Source organism: Weizmannia sp. FSL K6-0777 (assembly GCF_038593185.1).
GTDB classification, from domain to species: domain Bacteria; phylum Bacillota; class Bacilli; order Bacillales; family Bacillaceae_C; genus Weizmannia; species Weizmannia faecalis.
In genome coordinates, this window is the sequence record NZ_CP151971.1 from 1,367,579 (window position 1) to 1,389,797 (window position 22,219).

General features: G+C 47.6%; 24 protein-coding genes. All 24 read left to right on the forward strand.

Annotated features, from left to right (window positions below; genetic code table 11):
* Positions 1-139 precede the first annotated feature (139 nt).
* The 24 genes from dprA to fliY all read left to right on the forward strand — a co-directional run bounded on the left by dprA (position 140) and on the right by fliY (position 22,219).
* Entirely contained in the window at positions 140-1,018 is an 879-nt protein-coding gene (gene dprA / locus NST70_RS06320) for a DNA-processing protein DprA (RefSeq protein ID WP_014095466.1), read from the forward strand.
* Positions 1,019-1,288: 270 nt separating this feature from the next.
* Positions 1,289-3,364 (forward strand): type I DNA topoisomerase, encoded by a 2,076-nt coding sequence (topA, locus tag NST70_RS06325; protein WP_104851381.1) that lies wholly within the window; start codon positions 1,289-1,291, stop codon positions 3,362-3,364.
* On the forward strand, positions 3,364-3,576 hold the full coding sequence (locus NST70_RS06330; RefSeq protein ID WP_014095463.1) for a hypothetical protein: 213 nt from the start codon (positions 3,364-3,366) through the stop codon (positions 3,574-3,576). Before topA ends, NST70_RS06330 begins: the two co-directional genes overlap by 1 nt.
* Before the next feature lie 361 nt (positions 3,577-3,937).
* Entirely contained in the window at positions 3,938-4,840 is a 903-nt protein-coding gene (xerC, locus tag NST70_RS06335; RefSeq protein ID WP_014095461.1) for a tyrosine recombinase XerC, read from the forward strand.
* Positions 4,841-4,882: 42 nt separating this feature from the next.
* Positions 4,883-5,425, forward strand: coding sequence for an ATP-dependent protease subunit HslV (hslV, locus tag NST70_RS06340; RefSeq protein WP_014095460.1), 543 nt, complete (start codon positions 4,883-4,885; stop codon positions 5,423-5,425).
* 47 nt (positions 5,426-5,472) lie between these two features.
* A complete protein-coding gene (gene hslU, locus NST70_RS06345; RefSeq protein ID WP_014095459.1) occupies positions 5,473-6,891 on the forward strand; it encodes an HslU--HslV peptidase ATPase subunit in 1,419 nt (472 codons plus the stop codon).
* A 114-nt stretch (positions 6,892-7,005) separates the two neighbouring features.
* Positions 7,006-7,785 carry a GTP-sensing pleiotropic transcriptional regulator CodY gene (codY, locus tag NST70_RS06350; RefSeq protein WP_014095458.1) on the forward strand — a complete coding sequence of 260 codons (780 nt, stop codon included), beginning with the start codon at positions 7,006-7,008 and terminating at the stop codon, positions 7,783-7,785.
* 389 nt (positions 7,786-8,174) lie between these two features.
* Positions 8,175-8,564, forward strand: a complete 390-nt coding sequence (gene flgB, locus NST70_RS06355; RefSeq protein ID WP_035188464.1) for a flagellar basal body rod protein FlgB — start codon at positions 8,175-8,177, stop codon at positions 8,562-8,564.
* A gap of 1 nt (position 8,565) precedes the next feature.
* The gene (gene flgC, locus NST70_RS06360; RefSeq protein ID WP_013859084.1) at positions 8,566-9,015 is read left to right on the forward strand and encodes a flagellar basal body rod protein FlgC; all 450 of its coding nucleotides are present in this window, start codon (positions 8,566-8,568) and stop codon (positions 9,013-9,015) included.
* Between the two features lie 36 nt (positions 9,016-9,051).
* The gene (fliE, locus tag NST70_RS06365) at positions 9,052-9,363 is read left to right on the forward strand and encodes a flagellar hook-basal body complex protein FliE (protein ID WP_017551517.1); all 312 of its coding nucleotides are present in this window, start codon (positions 9,052-9,054) and stop codon (positions 9,361-9,363) included.
* A gap of 151 nt (positions 9,364-9,514) precedes the next feature.
* Positions 9,515-11,104, forward strand: a complete 1,590-nt coding sequence (gene fliF / locus NST70_RS06370) for a flagellar basal-body MS-ring/collar protein FliF (RefSeq protein WP_026683994.1) — start codon at positions 9,515-9,517, stop codon at positions 11,102-11,104.
* A gap of 12 nt (positions 11,105-11,116) precedes the next feature.
* Complete coding sequence (gene fliG, locus NST70_RS06375; protein ID WP_014095454.1) at positions 11,117-12,130, forward strand: flagellar motor switch protein FliG; 1,014 nt, start codon at positions 11,117-11,119, stop codon at positions 12,128-12,130.
* On the forward strand, positions 12,123-12,875 hold the full coding sequence (gene fliH / locus NST70_RS06380) for a flagellar assembly protein FliH (RefSeq protein WP_014095453.1): 753 nt from the start codon (positions 12,123-12,125) through the stop codon (positions 12,873-12,875). Before fliG ends, fliH begins: the two co-directional genes overlap by 8 nt.
* Positions 12,872-14,197, forward strand: coding sequence for a flagellar protein export ATPase FliI (gene fliI / locus NST70_RS06385; RefSeq protein WP_014095452.1), 1,326 nt, complete (start codon positions 12,872-12,874; stop codon positions 14,195-14,197). The genes fliH and fliI overlap by 4 nt, the downstream gene beginning before the upstream one ends.
* On the forward strand, positions 14,194-14,628 hold the full coding sequence (gene fliJ / locus NST70_RS06390) for a flagellar export protein FliJ (protein WP_071451868.1): 435 nt from the start codon (positions 14,194-14,196) through the stop codon (positions 14,626-14,628). The genes fliI and fliJ overlap by 4 nt, the downstream gene beginning before the upstream one ends.
* A 22-nt stretch (positions 14,629-14,650) precedes the next feature.
* Positions 14,651-15,274 carry an MgtE protein gene (locus NST70_RS06395; RefSeq protein WP_342475994.1) on the forward strand — a complete coding sequence of 208 codons (624 nt, stop codon included), beginning with the start codon at positions 14,651-14,653 and terminating at the stop codon, positions 15,272-15,274.
* A 32-nt stretch (positions 15,275-15,306) separates the two neighbouring features.
* Positions 15,307-17,418 carry a flagellar hook-length control protein FliK gene (locus NST70_RS06400; protein WP_342475995.1) on the forward strand — a complete coding sequence of 704 codons (2,112 nt, stop codon included), beginning with the start codon at positions 15,307-15,309 and terminating at the stop codon, positions 17,416-17,418.
* Between the two features lie 5 nt (positions 17,419-17,423).
* Positions 17,424-18,068 carry a flagellar hook assembly protein FlgD gene (gene flgD, locus NST70_RS06405; protein ID WP_342475996.1) on the forward strand — a complete coding sequence of 215 codons (645 nt, stop codon included), beginning with the start codon at positions 17,424-17,426 and terminating at the stop codon, positions 18,066-18,068.
* Positions 18,069-18,079: 11 nt separating this feature from the next.
* Positions 18,080-18,535, forward strand: a complete 456-nt coding sequence (locus NST70_RS06410; protein ID WP_342475997.1) for a TIGR02530 family flagellar biosynthesis protein — start codon at positions 18,080-18,082, stop codon at positions 18,533-18,535.
* Positions 18,536-18,562: 27 nt separating this feature from the next.
* Positions 18,563-19,327, forward strand: a complete 765-nt coding sequence (gene flgG / locus NST70_RS06415) for a flagellar basal body rod protein FlgG (RefSeq protein ID WP_342476000.1) — start codon at positions 18,563-18,565, stop codon at positions 19,325-19,327.
* 39 nt (positions 19,328-19,366) lie between these two features.
* Positions 19,367-19,582: a flagellar FlbD family protein gene (locus tag NST70_RS06420; protein ID WP_017551521.1), complete on the forward strand. Its 216-nt coding sequence runs from the start codon at positions 19,367-19,369 to the stop codon at positions 19,580-19,582.
* Entirely contained in the window at positions 19,579-20,001 is a 423-nt protein-coding gene (gene fliL / locus NST70_RS06425) for a flagellar basal body-associated protein FliL (RefSeq protein WP_017551522.1), read from the forward strand. The genes NST70_RS06420 and fliL overlap by 4 nt, the downstream gene beginning before the upstream one ends.
* Positions 20,002-20,109: 108 nt before the next feature.
* Positions 20,110-21,111 carry a flagellar motor switch protein FliM gene (gene fliM / locus NST70_RS06430; RefSeq protein WP_014095445.1) on the forward strand — a complete coding sequence of 334 codons (1,002 nt, stop codon included), beginning with the start codon at positions 20,110-20,112 and terminating at the stop codon, positions 21,109-21,111.
* Complete coding sequence (gene fliY / locus NST70_RS06435) at positions 21,101-22,219, forward strand: flagellar motor switch phosphatase FliY (RefSeq protein ID WP_017551523.1); 1,119 nt, start codon at positions 21,101-21,103, stop codon at positions 22,217-22,219. The genes fliM and fliY overlap by 11 nt, the downstream gene beginning before the upstream one ends.

Sequence of the window (22,219 nt, forward strand, 5' to 3'; positions counted from 1 at the left end):
GCACCGGCCGTCCCGGAACCCGCATTTTCCGGGACAGTCCGGTAAAACTGCCTGGATCCGGCTGCCATTTTTAAGCGTGCAGCCGGGTCCTAAATGTTTTTCTTTTTCAATGAAATACGGTTTGAAAGCGAGGCAAACAATGGAACCATTAAAAATCAAATACATTCATTTGGATCATTGCAGGGGAATTTCCCGCGTGCAAAAAATGAAAATCCTCGAATTTGATCCGCTGCTTGAAAAAATCTGCCGGATTCCCCCTGAAACACTGCGCGCCATGCTTCATATGCAAAAGGAAACATTTGAACGCTTTTATGAAGATCTTCTCCATCTTGACATCAAACCCTATTTAACCCTCTACCAGAAAAAACAGATCCGAATGACAGCCCGTTTTGAACCGGAATATCCGCCGCTTCTGAAAGAAACGTACCAGCCTCCTGCCGTACTCTATTCAATCGGAAATGTATCATTGCTGAAAAACCGTGCGCTGGCCGTTGTCGGGTCAAGAAAGGCCGGTTCCTATGCAGAAAAAGTCGCCGATCATTTGCTGCCACCCCTGATCGAAAAACAGTTTGCCATTGTCAGCGGGCTGGCGAGAGGGGCGGATTCGATTGCCCACCGTGCCGCCATGAAATACGGGGGGAAGACGATTGCGGTGCTCGGAAGTGGGTTTTTTCATATTTATCCGCGGGAAAATATACAAATGGCGGAAAAAATAAAACAGGGCCATTTACTGCTGTCGGAATATCCGCCGTTTACGCGCCCGGAAAAATGGCGTTTTCCGGAACGCAACCGGATCATCAGCGGCATTTCTGAAGGTGTGCTCGTGCTTCAGGCGGAAAAACGGAGCGGCTCCCTGATCACGGCAGATTACGCCCTCCAGGAAGGCCGGGAAGTTTTCAGCGTGCCGGGAAACGTGCTGGACAGCCTGTCGAAAGGAACAAACCATCTTATCCAGCAGGGCGCAAAATTGGTAACATGCAGCGGAGACATTTTGGAAGAACTGCTTCCGACAAGGTAAAAAATAGTTAGAGAAAATTCATAAATGGGCAGTGATTTTCCGATTTTGTGAAAAAACGCATGATTTTTGGATAAAATGGTTATAAAATAGAGAAAGAAAAGATAAAATTTTCAAAATGAAACCGCTTGCGATGTTGATTTTTCATCATTCGTGCTGTTACAATTGACAAATGCGGGCATCCATGCCCATAATTACAAATGATTTTGTTTGAAAAATGAAAGCAAAGTTGCTGCAAAGAGAGGGTATAAGCTCTCCAGGGAGGATTTTTGAATGTCAGACTACTTAGTGATTGTAGAATCACCTGCAAAAGCGAAAACGATTGAAAAATATTTGGGAAAAAAATATAGAGTGAAAGCTTCCATGGGGCATGTGCGCGACTTGCCGAAAAGCCAAATGGGGGTGGATGTGGACGACCATTTTAAGCCGAAGTACATTACAATCAGGGGCAAGGGGCCGGTCTTAAAAGATTTGAAAAACGCGGCCAAAAAAGCAAAAAAAGTCTATCTTGCCGCCGACCCTGACCGCGAAGGGGAAGCAATTGCCTGGCATCTCGCCAACAGCTTGAATCTGGATGTGCATTCGGACTGCCGCGTCGTGTTTAATGAAATTACAAAGGACGCGATTAAAGAATCATTTAAACATCCGCGCCCGATCAATATGGACCTTGTCGATGCCCAGCAGGCAAGACGGATTTTGGATCGTCTCGTCGGTTATAACATTAGCCCGCTTTTATGGAAGAAAGTGAAAAAAGGTTTGAGTGCGGGTAGGGTACAGTCCGTTGCCGTCCGCCTTATCATCGACCGGGAAAATGAAATTAAATCGTTTGTGCCGGAAGAGTACTGGACGATTGCCGGGTCCTTTAAAAAAGGGAAAGACACGTTCCAGGCATCTTTTTACGGTGTGGACGGGAAAAAAATGCAGCTGAAGTCAGAAGCGGATGTGAAAAAAATTACCGGCATGCTGAAAAGCGACAAGTTCCAGGTTTCTTCCGTCATGCACAAAGAGAAGAAACGGAATCCGGCACCGCCGTTTACGACTTCTTCCTTGCAACAAGAAGCCGCCCGGAAGCTGAACTTCAGGGCAAAGAAAACAATGATGGTGGCCCAGCAGCTGTATGAAGGCATCGACCTTGGAAAAGAAGGGACTATCGGGCTGATCACGTATATGAGAACAGACTCGACCCGGATTTCGGAAGTCGCAAAAACAGAAGCCAATCAATATATTCGGGAAAAATTCGGGGAAAACTATTTGCGCCAGGAAGAAAGAAAAGAGAAAAAACAGACAAATGCCCAGGATGCACACGAAGGGATCCGGCCAACAAGCATTTTCCGGGATCCGGGTTCGGTCAAGTCCTTTCTAAGCAGAGACCAGTATAAGCTGTACAAATTGATTTGGGAACGCTTTATGGCAAGCCAGATGGCCCCTGCGATACTGGATACGATGAGTGCCACGCTGGCAAACGGCACGGTTTTGTTCCGGGCGTCCGGGTCAAAAATCCAGTTTCCGGGTTTTATGAAAGTGTATGTGGAAGGTTCCGACGACCAGCAGGAAGAAGGCGAACGTTATTTGCCGCATCTCGAAGAAGGGGATGTTGTCCAATCTGAGTCGATCGAACCGAAACAGCATTTCACCCAGCCGCCGCCACGCTATACCGAAGCCCGGCTTGTCAAAACGCTGGAAGAACTTGGAATTGGGCGGCCGTCCACCTATGCGCCGACATTGGATACAATCCAAAAGCGCGGCTATGTGGCGCTTGAGAATAAGCGGTTTGTCCCGACAGAGCTCGGCGAAATCGTGCTCGAATTGATTCGGGAATTTTTCCCGGAAATCATAGATGTCGAATTCACCGCTGATATGGAAAAAGACCTGGACGAAATTGAAGAAGGAAAAGTACCATGGGTCCAAATCATTGATGCGTTTTATCAAAATTTTGAAGTCCGCCTGAAAAAAGCGGAAACCGAAATGGAAAAAATCGAGATCAAAGATGAAGAAACCGGGGAAATGTGCGAGCTGTGCGGAAGTCCGATGGTGTATAAAATGGGGCGTTATGGCAAGTTTATGGCTTGCAGCAATTTTCCTGATTGCCGCAATACGAAGCCAATCGTCAAAAAAATCGGCGTCACTTGCCCGAAATGTGGTAAAGGTGAAATCATTGAGCGGAAAACAAAGAAAAACCGCATTTTTTACGGGTGCGACCGTTATCCGGAATGTGATTTTGTCTCTTGGGATAAGCCGGTTGGCAGGAAGTGCCCGAAGTGCGGCGACATGCTCGTTGAGAAAAAGCTGAAAAAAGGGACGCAGATCCAATGTGTGCACTGTGACTATAAAGAGCAGTCGGTGAAGTAATGATCGACCTTGCCGGAACTTTGGCGGCCTTGCGTGGAGCGGGCGGCAAAGTTCCGGTTGATCAAAATGAATATTTACATTTTTACGAGAAAATGCATCTTATTCTTTTACTTCTTGGAGCAGCTGTTGTAAAATGCTTAAAGGACAGTTGCGACAAAAAACGACAGAATTCCCGAATCGTTGGCGGGCAGCGGCCAAAAGCTTTTCAATAAACGGCATTCCCGGCTTTTCACGGCAGGAAGCGCCAGTCAAAAGGACAATTCGAAAATTTATGAAAAATATGTAACATTCGTTGCAATCCGATCCGGAAATGTGTTATGATTTAACCGGATTTCCGAATGCCGTCCCTTGGCTTCGAAGCATATGAGCCGGCGGGAGACGGGGTTTCGGTTGGCGCAAGCCGGGGCTTACGGATACCCGGACCGGCGCAAAAAGCCCGGCTGGCGGGTTTGTCCGGGCCGTTTTACCGGCTGAAAAAAATGGCAATAACCCCGGAAAGCCTATTGTTGTCTATCAACGTGAAGAGTGGCGTAAAGCAGGCCCGTTTCCCCGCACATGTGAGGTGTTAAACAGATGAACGGCGAACTGTCCGGCTATTTGCTTTCTTTTATGGAATACATGCAAGTGGAGAAAAACTATTCCGCATACACAATCAAATTTTATCGCCTGGACCTGGAGGATTTTTTTGCGTTTTTAACCGCACAGGGGATTGCCTCGCTGGACGAGGTGGGGTATCCGGCAGGGAGACTGTATTTGACAATGTTGCATGAACACGGATACAGCCGCGCCACGGTAGCACGGAAAATATCCAGCATTCGCAGTTTTTTCAAATTCCTGATGCGGGAGAGAATCGTCAAAGAAAATCCCTTTGCACTTTTATCACAGCCGAAACAACATAAGCGCCTGCCCAAATTTTTTTATGAGGAAGAAATGGAGCAACTGTTTGCGGCATGTGAAGGCGATGATGCACTGTCCCGGCGCAACCGTGCTTTGCTCGAAATCCTGTATGCGACCGGCATCCGCGTGAGCGAATGCGTCAATATTCGGTTGCAGGATATTGATTTTGAATTCGAGACGATCCATGTAAAAGGGAAAGGAAAAAAAGAACGGATCGTGCTGTTCGGCCATTTTGCAGGGGAAGCCGTTTCGGATTATATGGCGCATGCACGGAAAACGTTGATGCGCGGTAAAGAAGACCATCCCTATTTATTTGTAAATGCACGCGGCGGCGCATTGACCGATAAAGGTGTCCGCTATATTTTAAATGAAATGATCAAAAAAGCGGCACTGACCGGAAAAATTCATCCCCACATGTTGCGGCATACATTTGCAACCCATTTGCTGAACCATGGGGCTGATTTGCGCACAGTACAGGACCTTCTTGGGCATGAAAGCTTGTCTTCCACGCAAGTCTACACACATGTAACCAAGGAGCATTTGCGGCAAACTTATATGGCTTACCACCCGAGAGCATAGCAATGCAAGGCGGTTCGCTTTGATTACATAGGAGGTGCTGATATGGGTGATTTTCACGCAACCACAATATTTGCCATCCGCCATAACGGAAAAAGTGCAATGGCTGGGGATGGGCAGGTGACGCTCGGAAACTCTGTCGTGATGAAAAATACGGCCAAAAAAGTCCGCCGGCTGTTTAACGGAAAAGTGCTGGCCGGTTTTGCCGGCTCGGTTGCGGATGCTTTTACGCTTTCCGAAATGTTTGAAGGAAAACTGCAGGAATATAACGGCAACCTGACGCGGGCAGCAGTGGAACTGGCCAAAATGTGGAGAAGCGATAAAGTGCTCCGAAAGCTCGAAGCGATGCTGATTGTCATGGATGAAAACAATTTGCTGCTTGTCTCGGGAACGGGGGAAGTCATTGAACCGGATGACGGCATCCTCGCTATCGGCTCGGGCGGCAATTACGCGCTCGCTGCCGGCCGTGCACTGAAACGGCATGCGGCAGAGAACTTCACCGCAAAAGAAATTGCGCGGGCTTCCCTTGAAATCGCATCTGAAATTTGTGTATTTACAAATTCAAACATTATCGTGGAAGAACTATAAGCGGAAAGGTTCCCGTACCGGTATATTTCCATAAAGGAGTGAGCGGATTGGCCAACACGTTTAGAAAAACAAACAGTTTGACACCAAGGCAGATTGTTGAGCGCCTGGACCAGTATATTGTCGGCCAGAAAGAAGCAAAGCGGGCTGTTGCCGTGGCGCTCAGGAACCGTTACAGAAGAAGCCTACTGTCTGAAAAAATGCGGGAAGAAATTATTCCGAAAAACATTTTGATGATCGGGCCGACCGGTGTCGGAAAGACGGAAATCGCAAGAAGAATGGCACGGCTTGTCGGTGCCCCGTTCGTCAAAGTAGAAGCCACGAAGTTTACGGAAGTCGGATATGTCGGCCGGGATGTGGAGTCGATGGTACGCGACCTTGTCGAGACGGCTGTCCGGCTTGTAAAAGAGGAAAAAATGAACGGCGTGCGCGATCAGGCGGAGAAAAATGCAAATGAACGCCTCGTCGATTTGCTTGTCCCGTCGCGGAAGAAGCAAGGGAATTTCAAAAACCCGTTTGAAATGATTTTTGGCGGCGGCGGGCAGCAGGACACGGCACCGGATGAAGAGGAGGAAGAATACTCCAAAAGGGAACAGAAACAGCGTATACGGGAAAAGCTCTTAAACGGTGAACTGGAAGATGAACCGGTTACCGTGGAAGTGGAAGAGCAGGCTTCGTCCATGTTTGATTTGTTCCAGGGTTCCGGCATGGAACAAATGGGCATGAGTGTGCAGGACGCGCTTGGCAATCTGCTACCGAAAAAAACAAAACGGCGGAAATTGCCGGTCAGGGAAGCAAGAAAAGTGCTTGCACAGGATGAGGCACAGAAACTGATCGACATGGACGAAGTGACCCAGGAAGCCATTTTCCGGGCAGAACAAACCGGCATTATCTTCATTGACGAAATTGACAAAATTGCCTCCAAAAACGGGAACGGGTCCCAAGCGGACGTATCGAGGGAAGGCGTCCAGCGGGATATTCTGCCGATTGTCGAAGGATCGACGGTTGTCACAAAATACGGCTCCATTAAAACGGATTATATTTTGTTTATTGCTGCCGGCGCTTTTCATATGGCAAAACCGTCCGATCTGATCCCCGAACTGCAGGGACGATTCCCGATCAGAGTGGAGCTTGAGAAACTGACCGTCAGCGATTTTGTCAAAATTCTTGTCGAGCCGGATAATGCCCTGGTAAAACAATATATTGCATTATTGGAAACAGAAGGTATACAAATAGAATTTTCTGACGAAGCTATTACCAGAATTGCTGAAATTGCTTTTGAAGTGAACCAAAATACCGATAATATCGGGGCGAGAAGACTTCATACCATCATGGAAAAACTGCTTGAAGATCTGTCTTTCGAAGCACCGGACATCCATTTGGAAAAAGTGTCCATCACCCCGCAGTATGTGGACGAAAAGCTCGGTGCGATTTCACAGAACAAAGATTTAAGCCAGTATATTTTATAACCGTTTTGAAAAATCGGATAAGGGTAGACGTGTAATGAAGGCTTTCTCTCTTTTGCGGCAGGTCCCGGCAATTCAATGCAGTTCAAATACCGAATCAATCTAGGAGGAATGGAAATGAGTTTGTTAGATAAAACAAGGAAAATTAATTCGATGTTGCAAAAAGCAGCCGGACGTCCGGTGAATTTTAAAGAAATGGCGGAAACGCTGAGCGATGTGATTGAGGCCAATATTTACATCGTCAGCCGCCGCGGGAAATTACTCGGTCTCGCCATCAACCAGAAAATTGAAAACGAGCGGATGAAACAAATGTTTGAAGACCGCCAGTTTCCGGAAGAATACACGAACAGCCTGTTTAACATTACGGAAACCTCATCCAATTTGACGATTGAAAGTGAGTACACGGCATTTCCGATTGAAAACAAAGACCTGTTTGAAAAAGGCCTGACAACGATTGTTCCGATCGTCGGCGGCGGGGAAAGAATCGGTACGTTGATTCTGGCTCGTCTTGAGCGGGAATTCGATGACGAAGATCTTGTTTTGGCAGAATACAGTGCGACGGTTGTCGGCATGGAAATCCTCCGCGAAAAAACAGAAGAAATTGAAGAAGAAGCGCGCAGCAAAGCGGTCGTGCAAATGGCCATCAGTTCTTTGTCCTACAGCGAGCTGGAAGCCATTGAGCATATTTTTGAAGAATTAAACGGGAAGGAAGGCCTGCTTGTCGCGTCCAAAATTGCGGACCGCGTTGGCATTACCCGCTCTGTCATCGTGAATGCGCTGCGTAAACTGGAGAGCGCAGGGGTCATTGAATCCCGTTCCCTTGGCATGAAAGGGACCTATATTAAAGTATTGAATAACAAATTCCTCGTTGAACTGGAAAAAGTCCGTTCTAACTAACGGATAAGCTTTACGGCAATTTGCGCCAAAAAAGGATACGATTCGTATCCTTTTTTTTATTGGTATTTAATTTACCATAAAAACACATAAATACCAATATATAGATACTGATAAAATTTAAGGAAATCCGACCTTCCAATAGTGTTTCCTAGTAATTGTAAATTTTTGTAATCCTAGGTGTATTAAGGTGCTTGAAAAATTTTTCGGCATCTTTTTCGCGGTGTGGGAGTAAGGGATTAATCCAAAAGTCCTACTATCAAAAAAATTTTTTTGTGATTTAAGAATATGTTCATTTACAGCCCGTTATGAAACAATTAAAATAAAAAATAGCAAACAATTTGTCGTATAAAAGAAAAAAATGTCAAGTTTATGTAATGAGGTGTCCATTGATGAGTCTCTCTTCCAATACGTTGCGGTCGCTTGAGCATGCATTGCAGTATGCTTCGCTCCGGCAGAAAGTGATTTCGAACAATATTGCCAATGCGGATACACCGAATTATAAGGCGCAGGATGTCAGTTTTAAAAATGTGCTGGAGGATTCGGTCAATGCCATTTCAGCGAACCGGACCGACCCCCGGCACTTCCGTTTTTCTGCCGGGGATTCAAGTCCAGAAATCGTGACGGAATCCGGCACCACTTACAACAGCAATGGCAACAGTGTTGACATCGATACCGAAATGGCGAACCTTGCCAGCAACCAGATTTATTACGAGTCACTGATTGAGCTGGAAAAAGGAAAGCTCTCATCCTTATTAAATGTCGTGAGAGGAGGACAGTAAGATGTCCATGTTCACCGGAATGAACATTTCTTCTGAAGCCTTATCGGCACAGCGCCTGCGGATGGATGTCATCTCTTCCAATATTGCGAACGCTGATACAACAAGAGATACGTATGTAAATGGGAAATGGCAGCCATACCGCCGGAAAGAAGTGGTACTTGCTGCAGGAGGCGGTTCTTTTGCCTCCATATTTCGTTCGAAACTCGGAATGCAGGGTGCTGGGTCCGGCGTCCAGGTGGCCGGCATTGTCGAAGATAACAGCGATTTTAAAAAAGAATACAATCCGGATGATCCTGATGCGGATGCAAACGGATATGTGACAAAACCAAATGTGGATCTTTTAACGGAAATGACCGGTATGATCAGCGCCACCCGCTCGTATGAAGCCAATGTCACGGCGCTGAATGCTTCCAAAGCGATGCTGATGAAGACGCTCGAACTCGGCCAATAACAGAGAAAATTCCGCATATGAAAGGAGGCGAATGATGTGTCTGTTCAATCAATCAGTCAGACGCCGTTCGCAAGTTTGAGCGGGCTGTCGCCAAAATCAGCAGGCGCCGCTTCGTCCGCTAACGGCTCCGTTTCATTTTCGGACCTGCTGAAGCAGTCTGTCAATGAACTGAACAAACAGCAGAACCATTCCGACACCTTGATTACAAAACTATCGAACGGCGAAAATGTGGACCTGTACCAGGTAATGGTCGCCGTACAAAAAGCAAACCTTTCGATGCAGACGGCACTCGAAGTCCGAAATAAAGCAGTCGAAGGCTATAAAGAAATGATGCAGATGCAAGTGTAACGTTCTGATCCGGCGTACATAAAAGCCGTTTCCCGGCCGTAACGCCCGGATCCTTTCCGTCTGCCCTAAAGGCGAAAAGGATGCCGGAACGTTTGCTGTCCGACTGTTCTATTGATGAAACACCGTGAATTTTTTATCCCGGGGGATAATGATGAATGAAAAGTTAAAACAATCTTTTCAAAACCTGAAGGGGTTTTGGAAAAGCAGGAGCAAGAAGCAGAAAACAATCGGCATATCCGCCGTTGCCCTTATGCTGGTACTTGCTGCCGGAATCACTTATTTTATGACAAAAACAAAATACGCGCCGCTCTACAGCGGGCTGGATGTCTCCGAAACAGGATCCATCAAGGACGAACTGGACCAGGAAGGCGTACCGTCCAAAATCACGGATGGTGGCAAAACGATCGAAGTGCCTGAAGACCAGGTGGACGATTTGAAAGTCACATTGGCTGCAAAAGGGCTGCCAAAGACCGGCAGCATCGACTATTCTTTTTTCAGCCAGAATGCAAAATTCGGGATGACAGACAATGAATTTAACGTCGTAAAGCTCGATGCGATGCAGACGGAACTGGAAAATCTGATTGAACAGATGGACGGCGTCGAAAAAGCAAAGGTGATGATCAATCTTCCGAACCAAAGCGTCTTCGTAGCCGACAGCCAGGCAAAAGCTTCCGCATCGGTTGTCCTGACGTTAAAACCCGGTTATGAATTGGACCAAAACCAGATAAAAGCCGTTTACAATCTTGTTTCAAAAAGCGTTCCGAATCTTCCTACCGATAATATCGTCATTATGAACCAGAATTTTGAGTACTATGACTTAAATTCTTCAAATTCTTCCGGAAATGCTTATACACAGCAGCAGGCGATCAAAAAACAAATTGAACGGGATATTCAGCAGCAGGTGCAAACGATGCTTTCCACACTGATGGGTGCAGGAAAAGCGGTTGTCACCGTTACAGCGGATATCGATTTTACGCAGGAAAAACGCGAGGAAGATCTCGTTGAACCGGTTGATAAGACGAATATGAAAGGCATTGAAATCAGCGCCAAAAAAATCCAGGAAACATACCAGGGTACAGGCGCAGCAGCCGGAACGCCATCTGGCAGTACAGATTCTGTCGGCTCTTCGTATGTATCCGGGTCGAACGGGAACGGGACGTATTCCAAAACAAGTGACACGATCAACTACGAAGTAAACCGGATTAAACGGAAAATTACAGAGAGCCCGTACAAAATCCGCGATCTCGGCATAGAAGTCATGGTCGAGCCGCCGGTCAGAACAAAACGGTCTTCCTTGCCCGCTTCCCGGTTAAAAGATATTAAATCGATGCTTTCTACGATTGTCAGAACGTCGATTGACAAGTCAAGCGGCACAAGGCTGACCAATCAAACGGTTGCCGATAAAATCGCAGTTTCCGTCCAGCCATTTGCAGCCAATGCGCCGGAGAAGGCGAAAAAAGCTTCGATTCCGTGGTGGGTATACGCGATTGGCGGAGGTTTGCTGCTCGTGATAGCCGGGCTCATCTTCTTCTTGATCCGCAACAGACGGCGGGCCACTTCGGAGGCTGAAGAAGACATGGCGGAAGAAACGCCGGAAAAACCGGCACCGCCCCGCATTCCGGACGTAAATGAGGAACAGGAAACCGACGCTTCAGCAAGGCGGAAACAGCTTGAAAAAATGGCAAAGGAAAAACCGGATGAGTTTGCAAAATTATTGCGGTCATGGCTTTCCGAAGAATAGGAGGGAAACAAGATGGCAAGTAAAGAAAAAACATTATCCGGCAAAGAAAAAGCAGCCATTCTCCTGATTTCTCTCGGCCCGGACGTATCGGCATCCGTCTACAAACATTTAACAGAAGAAGAAATCGAAAAGCTGACGCTGGAAATCTCAGGAGTCAGAAAAGTCGACAATGACACGAAGGAAAAAGTGCTGACCGAATTTCACCATATTGCTTTGGCACAGGACTATATTACCCAGGGCGGTATCGGTTATGCCAAAATGATTCTTGAAAAAGCGCTCGGCCCGGAACAGGCGGCATCCATCATCAACCGGCTCACTTCATCGCTGCAGGTGCGCCCGTTTGATTTTGCCAGAAAAGCAGATGCGGCCCAGATTCTGAATTTTATCCAGGATGAACACCCGCAGACGATCGCCTTGATTCTGTCCTACTTGGATCCGGAAAAAGCGGGGCAGATCCTTTCCGAGCTTCCGCCTGAAATGCAGGGGGACATTGCCAGAAGGATTGCCTTAATGGAAGGCACATCCCCTGAAATTATCAGCGAAGTGGAAGCCATTTTGGAAAGAAAGCTGTCCGCGACGGTGACACAGGATTATACGCAGACAGGCGGGGTGGAATCCGTTGTCGAAGTGTTGAACGGGGTCGATCGTACGACAGAGAAAACGATCCTTGACTCGCTGGAACAGAAAGATCCCGAACTTGCCGAAGAAATCAAAAAACGAATGTTTGTATTTGAAGATATCGTCACCCTTGACAATCGTTCCATTCAGCGCGTCATCCGCGAATGCGAAAATGAAGACCTGCTTCTTGCACTGAAAGTCTCAAGCGACGAAGTAAAAGAAATTATTTTCCGCAATATGTCGCAACGGATGGCCGATTCCATGAAAGAAGAAATGGAATATATGGGCCCGGTGCGGCTGCGTGAAGTCGAAGAAGCCCAGTCGAGAATTGTGTCCATTATCCGCAGGCTGGAAGACAGCGGCGAAATCATTATCGCAAGGAACGGAGGCGACGACATCATTGTCTAATATTATTAAAACAAAGCAAGATGCAGGTGTTGTTTCCAAAATGCGCGTGATCAGCGTGCGCCGGCTCCCGGCTTTGCCCGAAGAAACGGGAGATGCAACCGCTGTGAAAGAGGATATTTTCGCAAAATATCAAACCGAGGCAGAGCGCCTGCTTTTAGACAGTCAAAAAGAAGCAGAAGCAGTACGCCGGCAAATTGCCGAAGAGAAAAAACAGTGGGAGCAGGAAAAAGCAAAGCTCACCGAACAAGCACAGCGCCAAGGGTTTGAAGCCGGTTATGCAGATGGCCGCAAGGAAGGGTTTGAAAGCATCCGCGACCATTTAAACGAGTCCATTGACATCGTCAACCGTTCCAAAGAGGCGTTCAAAAAACATTTAGAAGCATCGGAAAAAGATATTTTGGAAATTGCGATGAAAGCAGCGGGGAAAATTTTGCAAGACACACTTGAAACATCCCCCGAAAAAATGTTTGCCATCGTAAAAAACGTATTAAAAGAAGCGACTGGGTATAAAGAAGTCGATCTCCATATCCATCCGGGGCAGTACGCCTTCGTCATGGACAACAAGGAAGAACTGGATGCCCTCTTCCCGAACGATACAAAATGCTATGTCTACCCGGATGATTCGCTTGAACCGTACCAGGTCTATATTGAAAGCGGCAGCGGCAGGATTGATGCAAGCATTGACAGCCAGCTGTCTGAACTTAAGGCAAAGCTTTTGGAACTGATCGGGGAGGATGCGGAATGAAAGCAACCGATCTCTTAGACTATATACCCGAAATTGGGACGTTTAAACATTACGGAAAAGTAAAAAGAGTGATCGGCTTAATGATCGAATCACTCGGGCCGGAAAGCTCCATCGGTGACGTCTGTTATATTCATGTGGATAACAAAAAAAATACGAAAAAAATCATTGCCGAAGTTGTCGGGTTCCGTGACGGGAATGTTATTTTAATGCCTTATACGAACATCCAAGAAATTTCTCCCGGCAGCCTTGTGGAAGCAACAGGGAAACCGATGCGGGTGAAAGCAGGCCCACGGCTGTTGGGGAAAGTCATTGATCCTTTGGGCGTGCCGCTCGACCATTCCCCGCTTCCCGCCGGCCTAAAACCGATTCCGATCGACCGGACGCCCCCCAACCCGCTCAAGCGCCCGCCGATCAGGGAACCGATTGAGCTTGGCGTCCGCGCGATCGACAGTCTGCTGACGGTTGGAAAAGGCCAGCGGATCGGCATATTTGCTGGAAGCGGCGTCGGCAAAAGCACCCTGCTCGGCATGATTGCACGCAACACAAATGCCGATCTGAATGTGATCGCCCTAATCGGGGAGCGGGGCAGGGAAGTAAGGGAATTTATTGAACAAGATCTCGGCCCTGAAGGTTTAAAAAAGTCCATTGTTGTCGTGGCAACAAGCGACCAGCCGGCATTGATGCGGATTAAAGGCGCCTATACAGCAACAGCGATAGCGGAATATTTCAGGGACCAGGGGCTAAATGTCATGTTTATGATGGACTCGGTTACCCGGGTCGCGATGGCCCAGCGTGAAGTCGGACTGGCAACGGGGGAACCGCCGGCTACAAAAGGATATACCCCGTCCGTTTTCGCGATTTTGCCGAAACTTTTGGAAAGGACCGGAACAAATGAGTCCGGCACGATTACCGGGATCTACACCGTGCTTGTCGACGGGGATGATTTGAATGAACCGATTGCCGATACGGTGCGCGGCATTTTAGACGGGCATTTTGTTCTGGACAGGGATTTGGCAAATAAAGGGCAATACCCGGCTATCAATATTTTAAAAAGCGTTAGCCGGCTGATGAGCCAGCTTGCAAGCCCCGCACACAAAAAAGCCGCAGAAAAGATTCGCGAACAGTTAAGCACTTATTTGAATTCGGAAGACCTGATCAATATCGGCGCTTATAAACCGGGCGCATCAAAAGAAATTGATGAAGCGATCGAACGCTATCCGAAAATCGTTTCTTTTATCAAACAAAGCACCGACGAAACCTATAGTATGGAAAGCAGTATCCGGGCTTTAATCGGACTTGCGGAAACGGGTGAGTGGGCATGAATTATCATTATAAATTCGAGAAAATCCTTGATGTCAAAGAAAAGGAAAAAGACGAGGCGCTCAGTGCATACAAAAATGCGGTACAGGCATTTGAAAATGTGGCCCGGGAGCTGTACGCGCTTTTGAAAAAGAAAGAAGACCTGGAAGCCCACCAGGCTGAAAAAATGAAAGCGGGCCTTTCCGTCCAGGAAATCCGGCATTACCGGCGGTTTATTGATGATATTGAAAAATCAATCCATTATTATCAGAGCCTCGTCATGAATGCACGAAACCGGATGAACTGGCATCAGCAGAAACTGCAGGAGAAAAATATAGAAGTCAAAAAATACGAAAAACTGAAAGACAAAGATTATGGCCGTTTTCTGATGAGACTGAAAATACAGGAAGAAAAGCAGGCAGATGAAATTTCAACCCAGACTTTTTATCACTAAAGCCTGAAAACCGGGTGATGTTATGCGCAAACAAATGGAAGAAATCGAGACAGCAGCAGAAGAAAAAAAAGGCGGTAAACTGCAGTGGTTTTTTTACGTGATCCTGATTCCGCTACTGTTTGCCACCGCGATGGCGATCATTATCGCTACTATCTCGGGTGTCAATGTGATCAGTAAAGCATCGGTCCTCGCCCATCAGGTGACCGGGATGTTTGGCACAGGCGGGAACGAAAAAGGGGAGAAGCAAAGCGGCACGTTCAGTGAAACACAGTATAAAAGCCAGATCCGTTCTTTACAAAAACAGGCGTCAGAAAAAGACAAAGAAATCAGCAAGCTGCAATCCGAACTGGACAAAAGCCAACAGAACAATTTGAAAATGAAACAAACCGTCTCTGATCTGAAGCAGCAATTGAAGAAAGCCCAGCAACAACAGGCAGCCAATCAGAAAAAATTAAAAGAAATCGCAAGCACCTATGAAAATATGAATCCGGAAAATGCGGCTGCCATTATTCAAAAAATGAGCGATCAGGAAGCAACGGGAATCCTTTCCCAGCTCAGTTCGGAAACACTGGCGAACGTCCTTGAAAAAATGAGTGCCGATAAAGCAGCAAAATACACCCAAATGCTCGGGCGTACAGGATCATAAGCCGTCCGGCAAACTTGAAAGGAGGTGAAAACATGAATGTAAATTCGGCTTTTCCAGCTGTACCATTTTCTCCGCCGGGTACGCAAACGTCTGGCGCGCAACTGCAGACGCAGCCATCCGGGTTTTTTCAGCAATTGAGCCTTGCCGGCCAGGACAGCGGTCGGATGCCGGAAAACGAGGAGGCAGTGCATGTTTGCCAAAAGCTTCAACAAAGGATTGTCGCGGTTTTAACGGAAAAGGCTGGGGCAGCGGAACAGGCTGCAGAAGATGGAAGCCGGGATGAAGAGGCTGATATGCAGGCCGTTTCCGCCCTTTTTAACCGGATTATGCGGTTTGCCGGCGCTGAAGACGAAAACAGCAAAAAAAAGATACAAGAAACAAAAACGGCCATCGAAACAGGCGATGCCGCAGCTGCCATCATGAATATGGCACAAATGCTCGCCTCCATGCCAGTCCCGTCTTTAATAAAGCTCGGACTTGAAGATGCGGAAACATTGCTCAGGCAGGCGGGGGCTGTTCTAAAAACGTTTCCCGAAAATACAGCAGCAGGCATCAACATGATGCAGACAACGGAACAATTAGCCCAGTTGTCCGAAAAAATCGGCCGTTTTCTCAAGGCAGTTTCAGCAGATGCGCTAAACGCGGGGCAGACGGTTTCAAGCGCGCCGCAACAGCCGGGCATTGCCGTAAAAGAAGAAATATTAAAAACTGCTTATTTGCATTTATCCGGCGGAAAAGCGGATCCATCGCTGTTTAAAAAAGTACCTGTTCTTCCTTTATCTCCAGCTGCCGCGGCTCTAGGAATGGCTTCCAATCCGGATCATGCCAACTCGGCGCAAAATGGACAGGAAAGTAACCGGGTATTGCTTCAAAACGGCCCATTTTCTGCAAATGGGGCGGTTCCGGATATGACGGCAGCGGCATCTCCGGCAAATGAAGGAAGCGAACCGGCTGCTCTAGACATTGGTACTACCGGAACAGCACTGCTAAAAACGGATAACAATGGAGTGACGGAAGCCTTATCAAAGGATGGCCGCTCATCCCGGCAGGAAGGGGTGCCGTTTAGTCTGGCGGCAGAATCCGTCGCCGCGGATGAAAATGCTGGGAATCCGGCTGCAAAACCGCTGCAGGCGGGTACTTCAGGAGCGGACGCGCAAAATGGCAAAGCAGCGATTCGGGGCAATGGTGAAAGCGGAACAGGTGGGCCATTGCAAAATCAGGCGCCCAGTGTGCAAACGACCGCCCATCTAGAGGCAAATACCGGGCAGCCTGCAGATAGCAGCCAGCTCAAGGCGCTAAAAACAACGGCTGATGAGGTGCAGGCTGCTGCAAGCCAGCATATTGAGCTCATGGAAGACGGAATACCGGGAAGCAACGGCCGGGTGAAGACGCAGGCAACAGCTGGTGAAAATGGCCGGATTGCTGTACCTGGCCAAAATTGGGGTCCCCAGCAGGAAAACGGAAAACTAGAAGACAGCAGCCGGCATGCCGCATTGGATTTTTCCCGGGAAATCCAGCAGACAGGACAATCCGGAAACGACAGCACCGAAGATGGATGGGCAAACGGATGGGAAACCGGTAAACGGGGCCCCGTTGCGCATAACAGCAGCCATCTCGAAGCAGCCGAAGAAATAAACGGGAACGGCAATACAGCCCCGGCATTTTCACTCTCTGGCAAAGTGGAACAGCTCGTCCTTTATACCGGCGAAAAACACAACCCGGTTTCGTACCGGCAGTTTGTCCAGGAATTTGCCAATATCATTCAAAAGGCGGCCTATTCCAGCCATAAAGGCGCAAACAGGCTGTTGATCCGGCTTGAACCGGAAAACCTCGGTTCTTTGCGCGTGGAATTGCTTGAGCAGGACGGAAAACTGGCAGCAAAGATCCTGACAGACACTGGTGCGGCAAAAGATTTGCTTGATTCCCAGCTGCAGCAGCTTAAACATGCTTTGGCAGGCCAGCAGGTTCAGTTAACAAAAATGGATATTGAATACCGTGACACAGCGGCACAAACCGCCCACGGCCAGCCCGGGGACAGCGGGGGCCGTGAACAACGGCAACAGCAGCAAAAACGTCGGGAAAACCGGGAATTGGGACATTTCTCGGCCATGCTCGAAAACAATATGATTGATGCGGAAGCGTAGGTGAAGTGACTTTGACTTCTATTGACCCAAGCCTGCTGTTAAGCAATCAAAATACAGCTACCGGCACGCGTACGGGGAGTAAGACGTTGGATAAAGATGCTTTTTTGAAAATATTGATTGCCCAACTTCAAAACCAGGATCCGACCAAGCCAATGGACGACACGCAATTTGTCTCACAAATGGCGCAGTTCTCTTCATTGGAGCAAATGACCAATCTGAAAAACGATATCGACAATCTGATCAAACTTTCGCAGCAATCGCAACAAATTGCATATACGCAGTATATCGGGAGAACGGTTTCCTGGGAGAAAACCGAAACAGCAGATGACGGAACAGCATCCGTTAAGTCGGGAACCGGGACGATTACCGGCATTTCGTTTGGGGATGACAATGCAGTTACCTTCACGCTGGATGACGGAACGAAAATCAGTTCTTCCGATATGAGAGGGATCAATAGCAACACTTCAAAAGAAGCAGCATTGATTCAGGCAAGCCATTTGATTGGAAAAAAAGTGGCCTATACAAATGATGCCGGAAAAGAAGAAACAGCTTCGGTCAGTGCCGTTTCCATCCAAAACGGCAGCCTCGTCTTTACACTTGATAACGGGCAAAAAGCCGCAAGCAGGCAGCTTACGAAAATTGCAAACTAGGAAGTGATTGAATGGATCAATCCTATCCGTCCATTCCATTGCAGCGAACCGCGCCTGTGCGTTCTCTTGATGGAACGCGAGAATCCGGCCAGGGGAAGAACCAAACCGGCCATTTTTCGGATTATTTCAAGCAGGCATTGTCCGGGCAGTCTGAACCAGCCACATTAAAAATCAGCAAACATGCCGGCGAAAGGCTGCAGGAACGGGGGATTGAACTGGACGATTCCACTTGGAAGCAGATCAGCGAAAAGGTGGCGGAGGCAAAGCAAAAAGGGTTGGATGAGACACTGGTCTTGGCAGATGATGTCGCGCTCATCGTCAGTGCAAAAAATGCAACCGTGATTACTGCAATGGACCGAAGTGAAGCCGGTTTCCAAATTTTCAGCAATATTAACGGCGCCATCATTTTAGAATCACCGGCCGGACCGGAAGGAAGGCCGCAGCTGCCGAATGACAGACGCAGCTGAAAACAAAAATGGAGAGGGGTTAATGCAATGTTACGTTCATTATATTCAGGTGTAAGCGGCATGAAAAACTTTCAAACAGAACTTGATACAATCGGAAACAACATCGCAAATGTGAATACTTACGGGTACAAAAAAGGGCGTGTGACGTTTAAAGATGCGATCAGCCAGACGCTAGCCAGCGCGACGCCCGGCACAAGCGCCCAGCAGGTAGGCCTTGGGTCTCAGATCGGTTCAATTGATACCGTTGATACTTCAGGAAGTCCGGAATCAACGGGGCGTCCCCTTGACTTTGCGATTACAGGAGACGGATATTTCAGAGTAGCAGATGGCAACAACACGTACTATACGCGTGCCGGCAATTTTTACTTTGATGATAACAGAAGACTCGTCAATTCAGAAGGTTTTACTGTGCTGGGTACAAATGGACAAGCCATCACCCTTGGCGCAAATGTCAAAAGCTTTTCAGTCGCAACAGACGGAACCATTACCGATCAGGATGGCAATACAATTGGAACAATCAGCATTGCCACTTTCCAGAATCCTGCCGGGCTGACAAAAGTCGGCGGCAATTTATATACCACAACGAATTCCAATGCGGGGACGGTCACAGTAAGCCAGCCGGGACAAGACGGTGCAGGCACAATCAAATCCGGCTATCTCGAAATGTCCAATGTCGACCTGTCGGAAGAGTTGACCAATATGATCGTAGCAGAACGCGGGTTTCAGGCGAATACAAGAATTATTACGACATCCGATGAAATTCTGCAGGAACTTGTCAATCTGAAACGATAGGGGGAAGGGGGCCAGGGCTCTAGCCCCGGCCCGCATAATGTGATTGAAGTGACAAAATTAAACGGCAGGGCATTCTGGATAAACGCTATTCATATTGAAACGGTGGAAAGCATGCCGGATACAAGAATCATCCTGACAAACGGACACGCTTATATTGTTAGGGAGTCGAGCAAAGAAATCGAGCAAAAAGTGACCGCCTTTTTCCGGTCTGTTTCTTTGCTTGGAAGAAATACCGGGGAGGAGGGGCCGGAATGAATAAAATGGTGCGGATCATGCTTGTGATGATTTCCGTCATTTTACTGGCCGGCATCATCACCATCATCGTCATCTATAAATCGAACGAGGCAACAAAGGCAAAAGGGCCAAACATTGATGAAGTTGTCGATTCTTCCGTGGACATTGACACGATGACAACCAATCTGAAAGACAACCACATCGTCCAGATTGCCATCAAAATTGAAGGAAACAATAAAAAAGCAAAAGAAGAACTGACAAAAAGAGATTTTCAAATCAAGGACATTATGATTGACGAGCTGTCAAATATGAACATGCAGGATTTGCAAGCTGAAAAGGGGAAGCAAAAGTTCAAAACAGACATAAAAAACCGGTTAAATAAAATGATGCAGGACGGCGAAGTTGTAAATGTATATATTACTTCCTTTGTTATCCAATAAAAGTATGCCGCCTGTTGAAGCAATAAAGGCAGAGTGTAGCAAACAGGCAGTGCCGCAGCAGGCAGTCCGGCCCCTGTGCCTGTATGTAAACAAGGGGGGTGGGTAAACTTGCCGGAAGATATTTTATCGCAGTCTGAAATTGATGCGCTGCTATCCGCCCTGTCAACGGGGGAAATGAACGCGGAGGAAATAAAAAAAGAGGAAACCCGGAAAGTCAAAGTATATGATTTCAAGCGGGCACTCCGGTTTTCAAAAGACCAGATCAGAAGCCTGACAAGAATTCATGAAAACTTCTCAAGGATTCTGACAACCTTTTTATCTGCCCAGCTCCGGACTTACGTGCAGATTTCCGTTGCATCGGCTGACCAGATTCCGTATGAGGAATTTATCCGTTCGATACCGAAAATGACGCTTTTGACGGTTTATGAAGTTCCCCCGCTTGACGGGAATATTATTATGGAAATTAACCCGAACATTGCCTATACGATGATGGATCGTGTGTTGGGAGGGTACGGGGAAAGCATCAATAAAATTGACAAACTCACTGAGATTGAAAAGAAAATCATGACGAGAATTTTTGACCAGACCATCGACCAGTTAAAGGAAGCGTGGAGCGAGATCATCGAAATCAATCCCTTTCTGACTGAACTGGAAGTCAATCCGCAGTTTCTGCAGATGATTTCTCCGAATGAAACCGTGGTCGTCATTTCTCTCAACACGACCATCGGCGATACAAGCGGCATGATCAATTTATGCCTGCCGCAAGTGGTGCTTGACCCGATGATGCCGAAATTGTCCGGGCATTATTGGATGCAGCACGCCGGAAAGGAACCGGACCCGAATAATATCCGCCTGCTCGAAGAAGGCATTAAGGAGGCAAAAGTGCCGCTCACCGCCGAACTGGGGACGGCAACAATAAAAATTGAAGATTTTCTGAATCTGGAAATTGGCGACTGTATACGGCTGAACCAAACCATTGAAGAGCCGTTGGTTGTCAAGGTGGATAAAATTCCGAAATTCATTGGGCAGCCGGGCAAGCAAGGCACTAAAATGGCTGTCCAAATCCTTGATATCATAGAGGAAGGGGAAGAAGAACAGTATGAGCGATGATATGCTGTCGCAAGAAGAAATTGATGCCCTTCTTAACGGCACTGCAAATCTGGAAGACGCAAGCGCCAAAGATTCCCTCCGTGTGGAAGATTATCTCGATTCCATGGAAAGGGATGCGCTTGGGGAAATTGGTAACATTTCGTTCGGGAGCTCTGCGACGGCATTGTCCACCCTGCTTTCACAAAAAGTTGAAATTACAACGCCTGAGGTCAGCATTGTCCGGCACGACAAACTGGCGGATGAATTTCCGCATCCTTACGTGGCCATTCAGGTGAAATACACGGAGGGCTTTTCCGGCGTGAATGTGCTCGTCATTAAACAATCCGATGCCGCCATTATTGCCGACTTGATGCTGGGCGGAACCGGCGAAAATCCGAGCAGCGAACTGGATGAGATCCATTTGAGCGCGGTACAGGAAGCGATGAATCAGATGATGGGTTCTGCCGCTACCTCGATGTCTACGGTTTTTAATAAAAGAATCGATATTTCCCCGCCGGCCGTTTCACTTTTAAATATTTTGGAAGGCGAAGGCACGGACAAGCTTCCGGACCAGGATTTGCTTGTGAAAGTCTCGTTCCGGATTATGATCGGGTCATTAATCGATTCGCAGATCATGCAGCTGTTGCCGCTTTCGTTTGCAAAAAAACTGGCGCGCGATCTCATTCATCCTGAACAACCCGCCGAAGCTGAAAAAAAAGCAGAGGAAAAGCAGCCGGATCAAAATATGCGCGGCCATGCTGCGGAAAAACCGGCTGAGCCTGCTCAAAATGCAGCAAAACAGGAGATGTACCAAAATGTGCAGCCAGCTGTTTTTACGAGTTTTGAAGAAACAGCGCCGCGCGTTGAAACGAAAAATCTGGACATGCTCCTTGATATCCCGCTTGAAGTGACTGTTGAACTGGGCAGGACATCGAAAACAGTAAGGGAAATTCTTGAGATGGGCGCCGGCTCCATTGTGGAACTGGACAAGCTCGCCGGAGAACCCGTGGATATTCTCATCAACCATCAGTTAATTGCCATTGGGGAAGTGGTGGTGATTGATGAGAACTTCGGTGTGCGTGTGACAGATATCGTGAGCCAGAAAGACCGGCTGAAAAAACTGAGATAA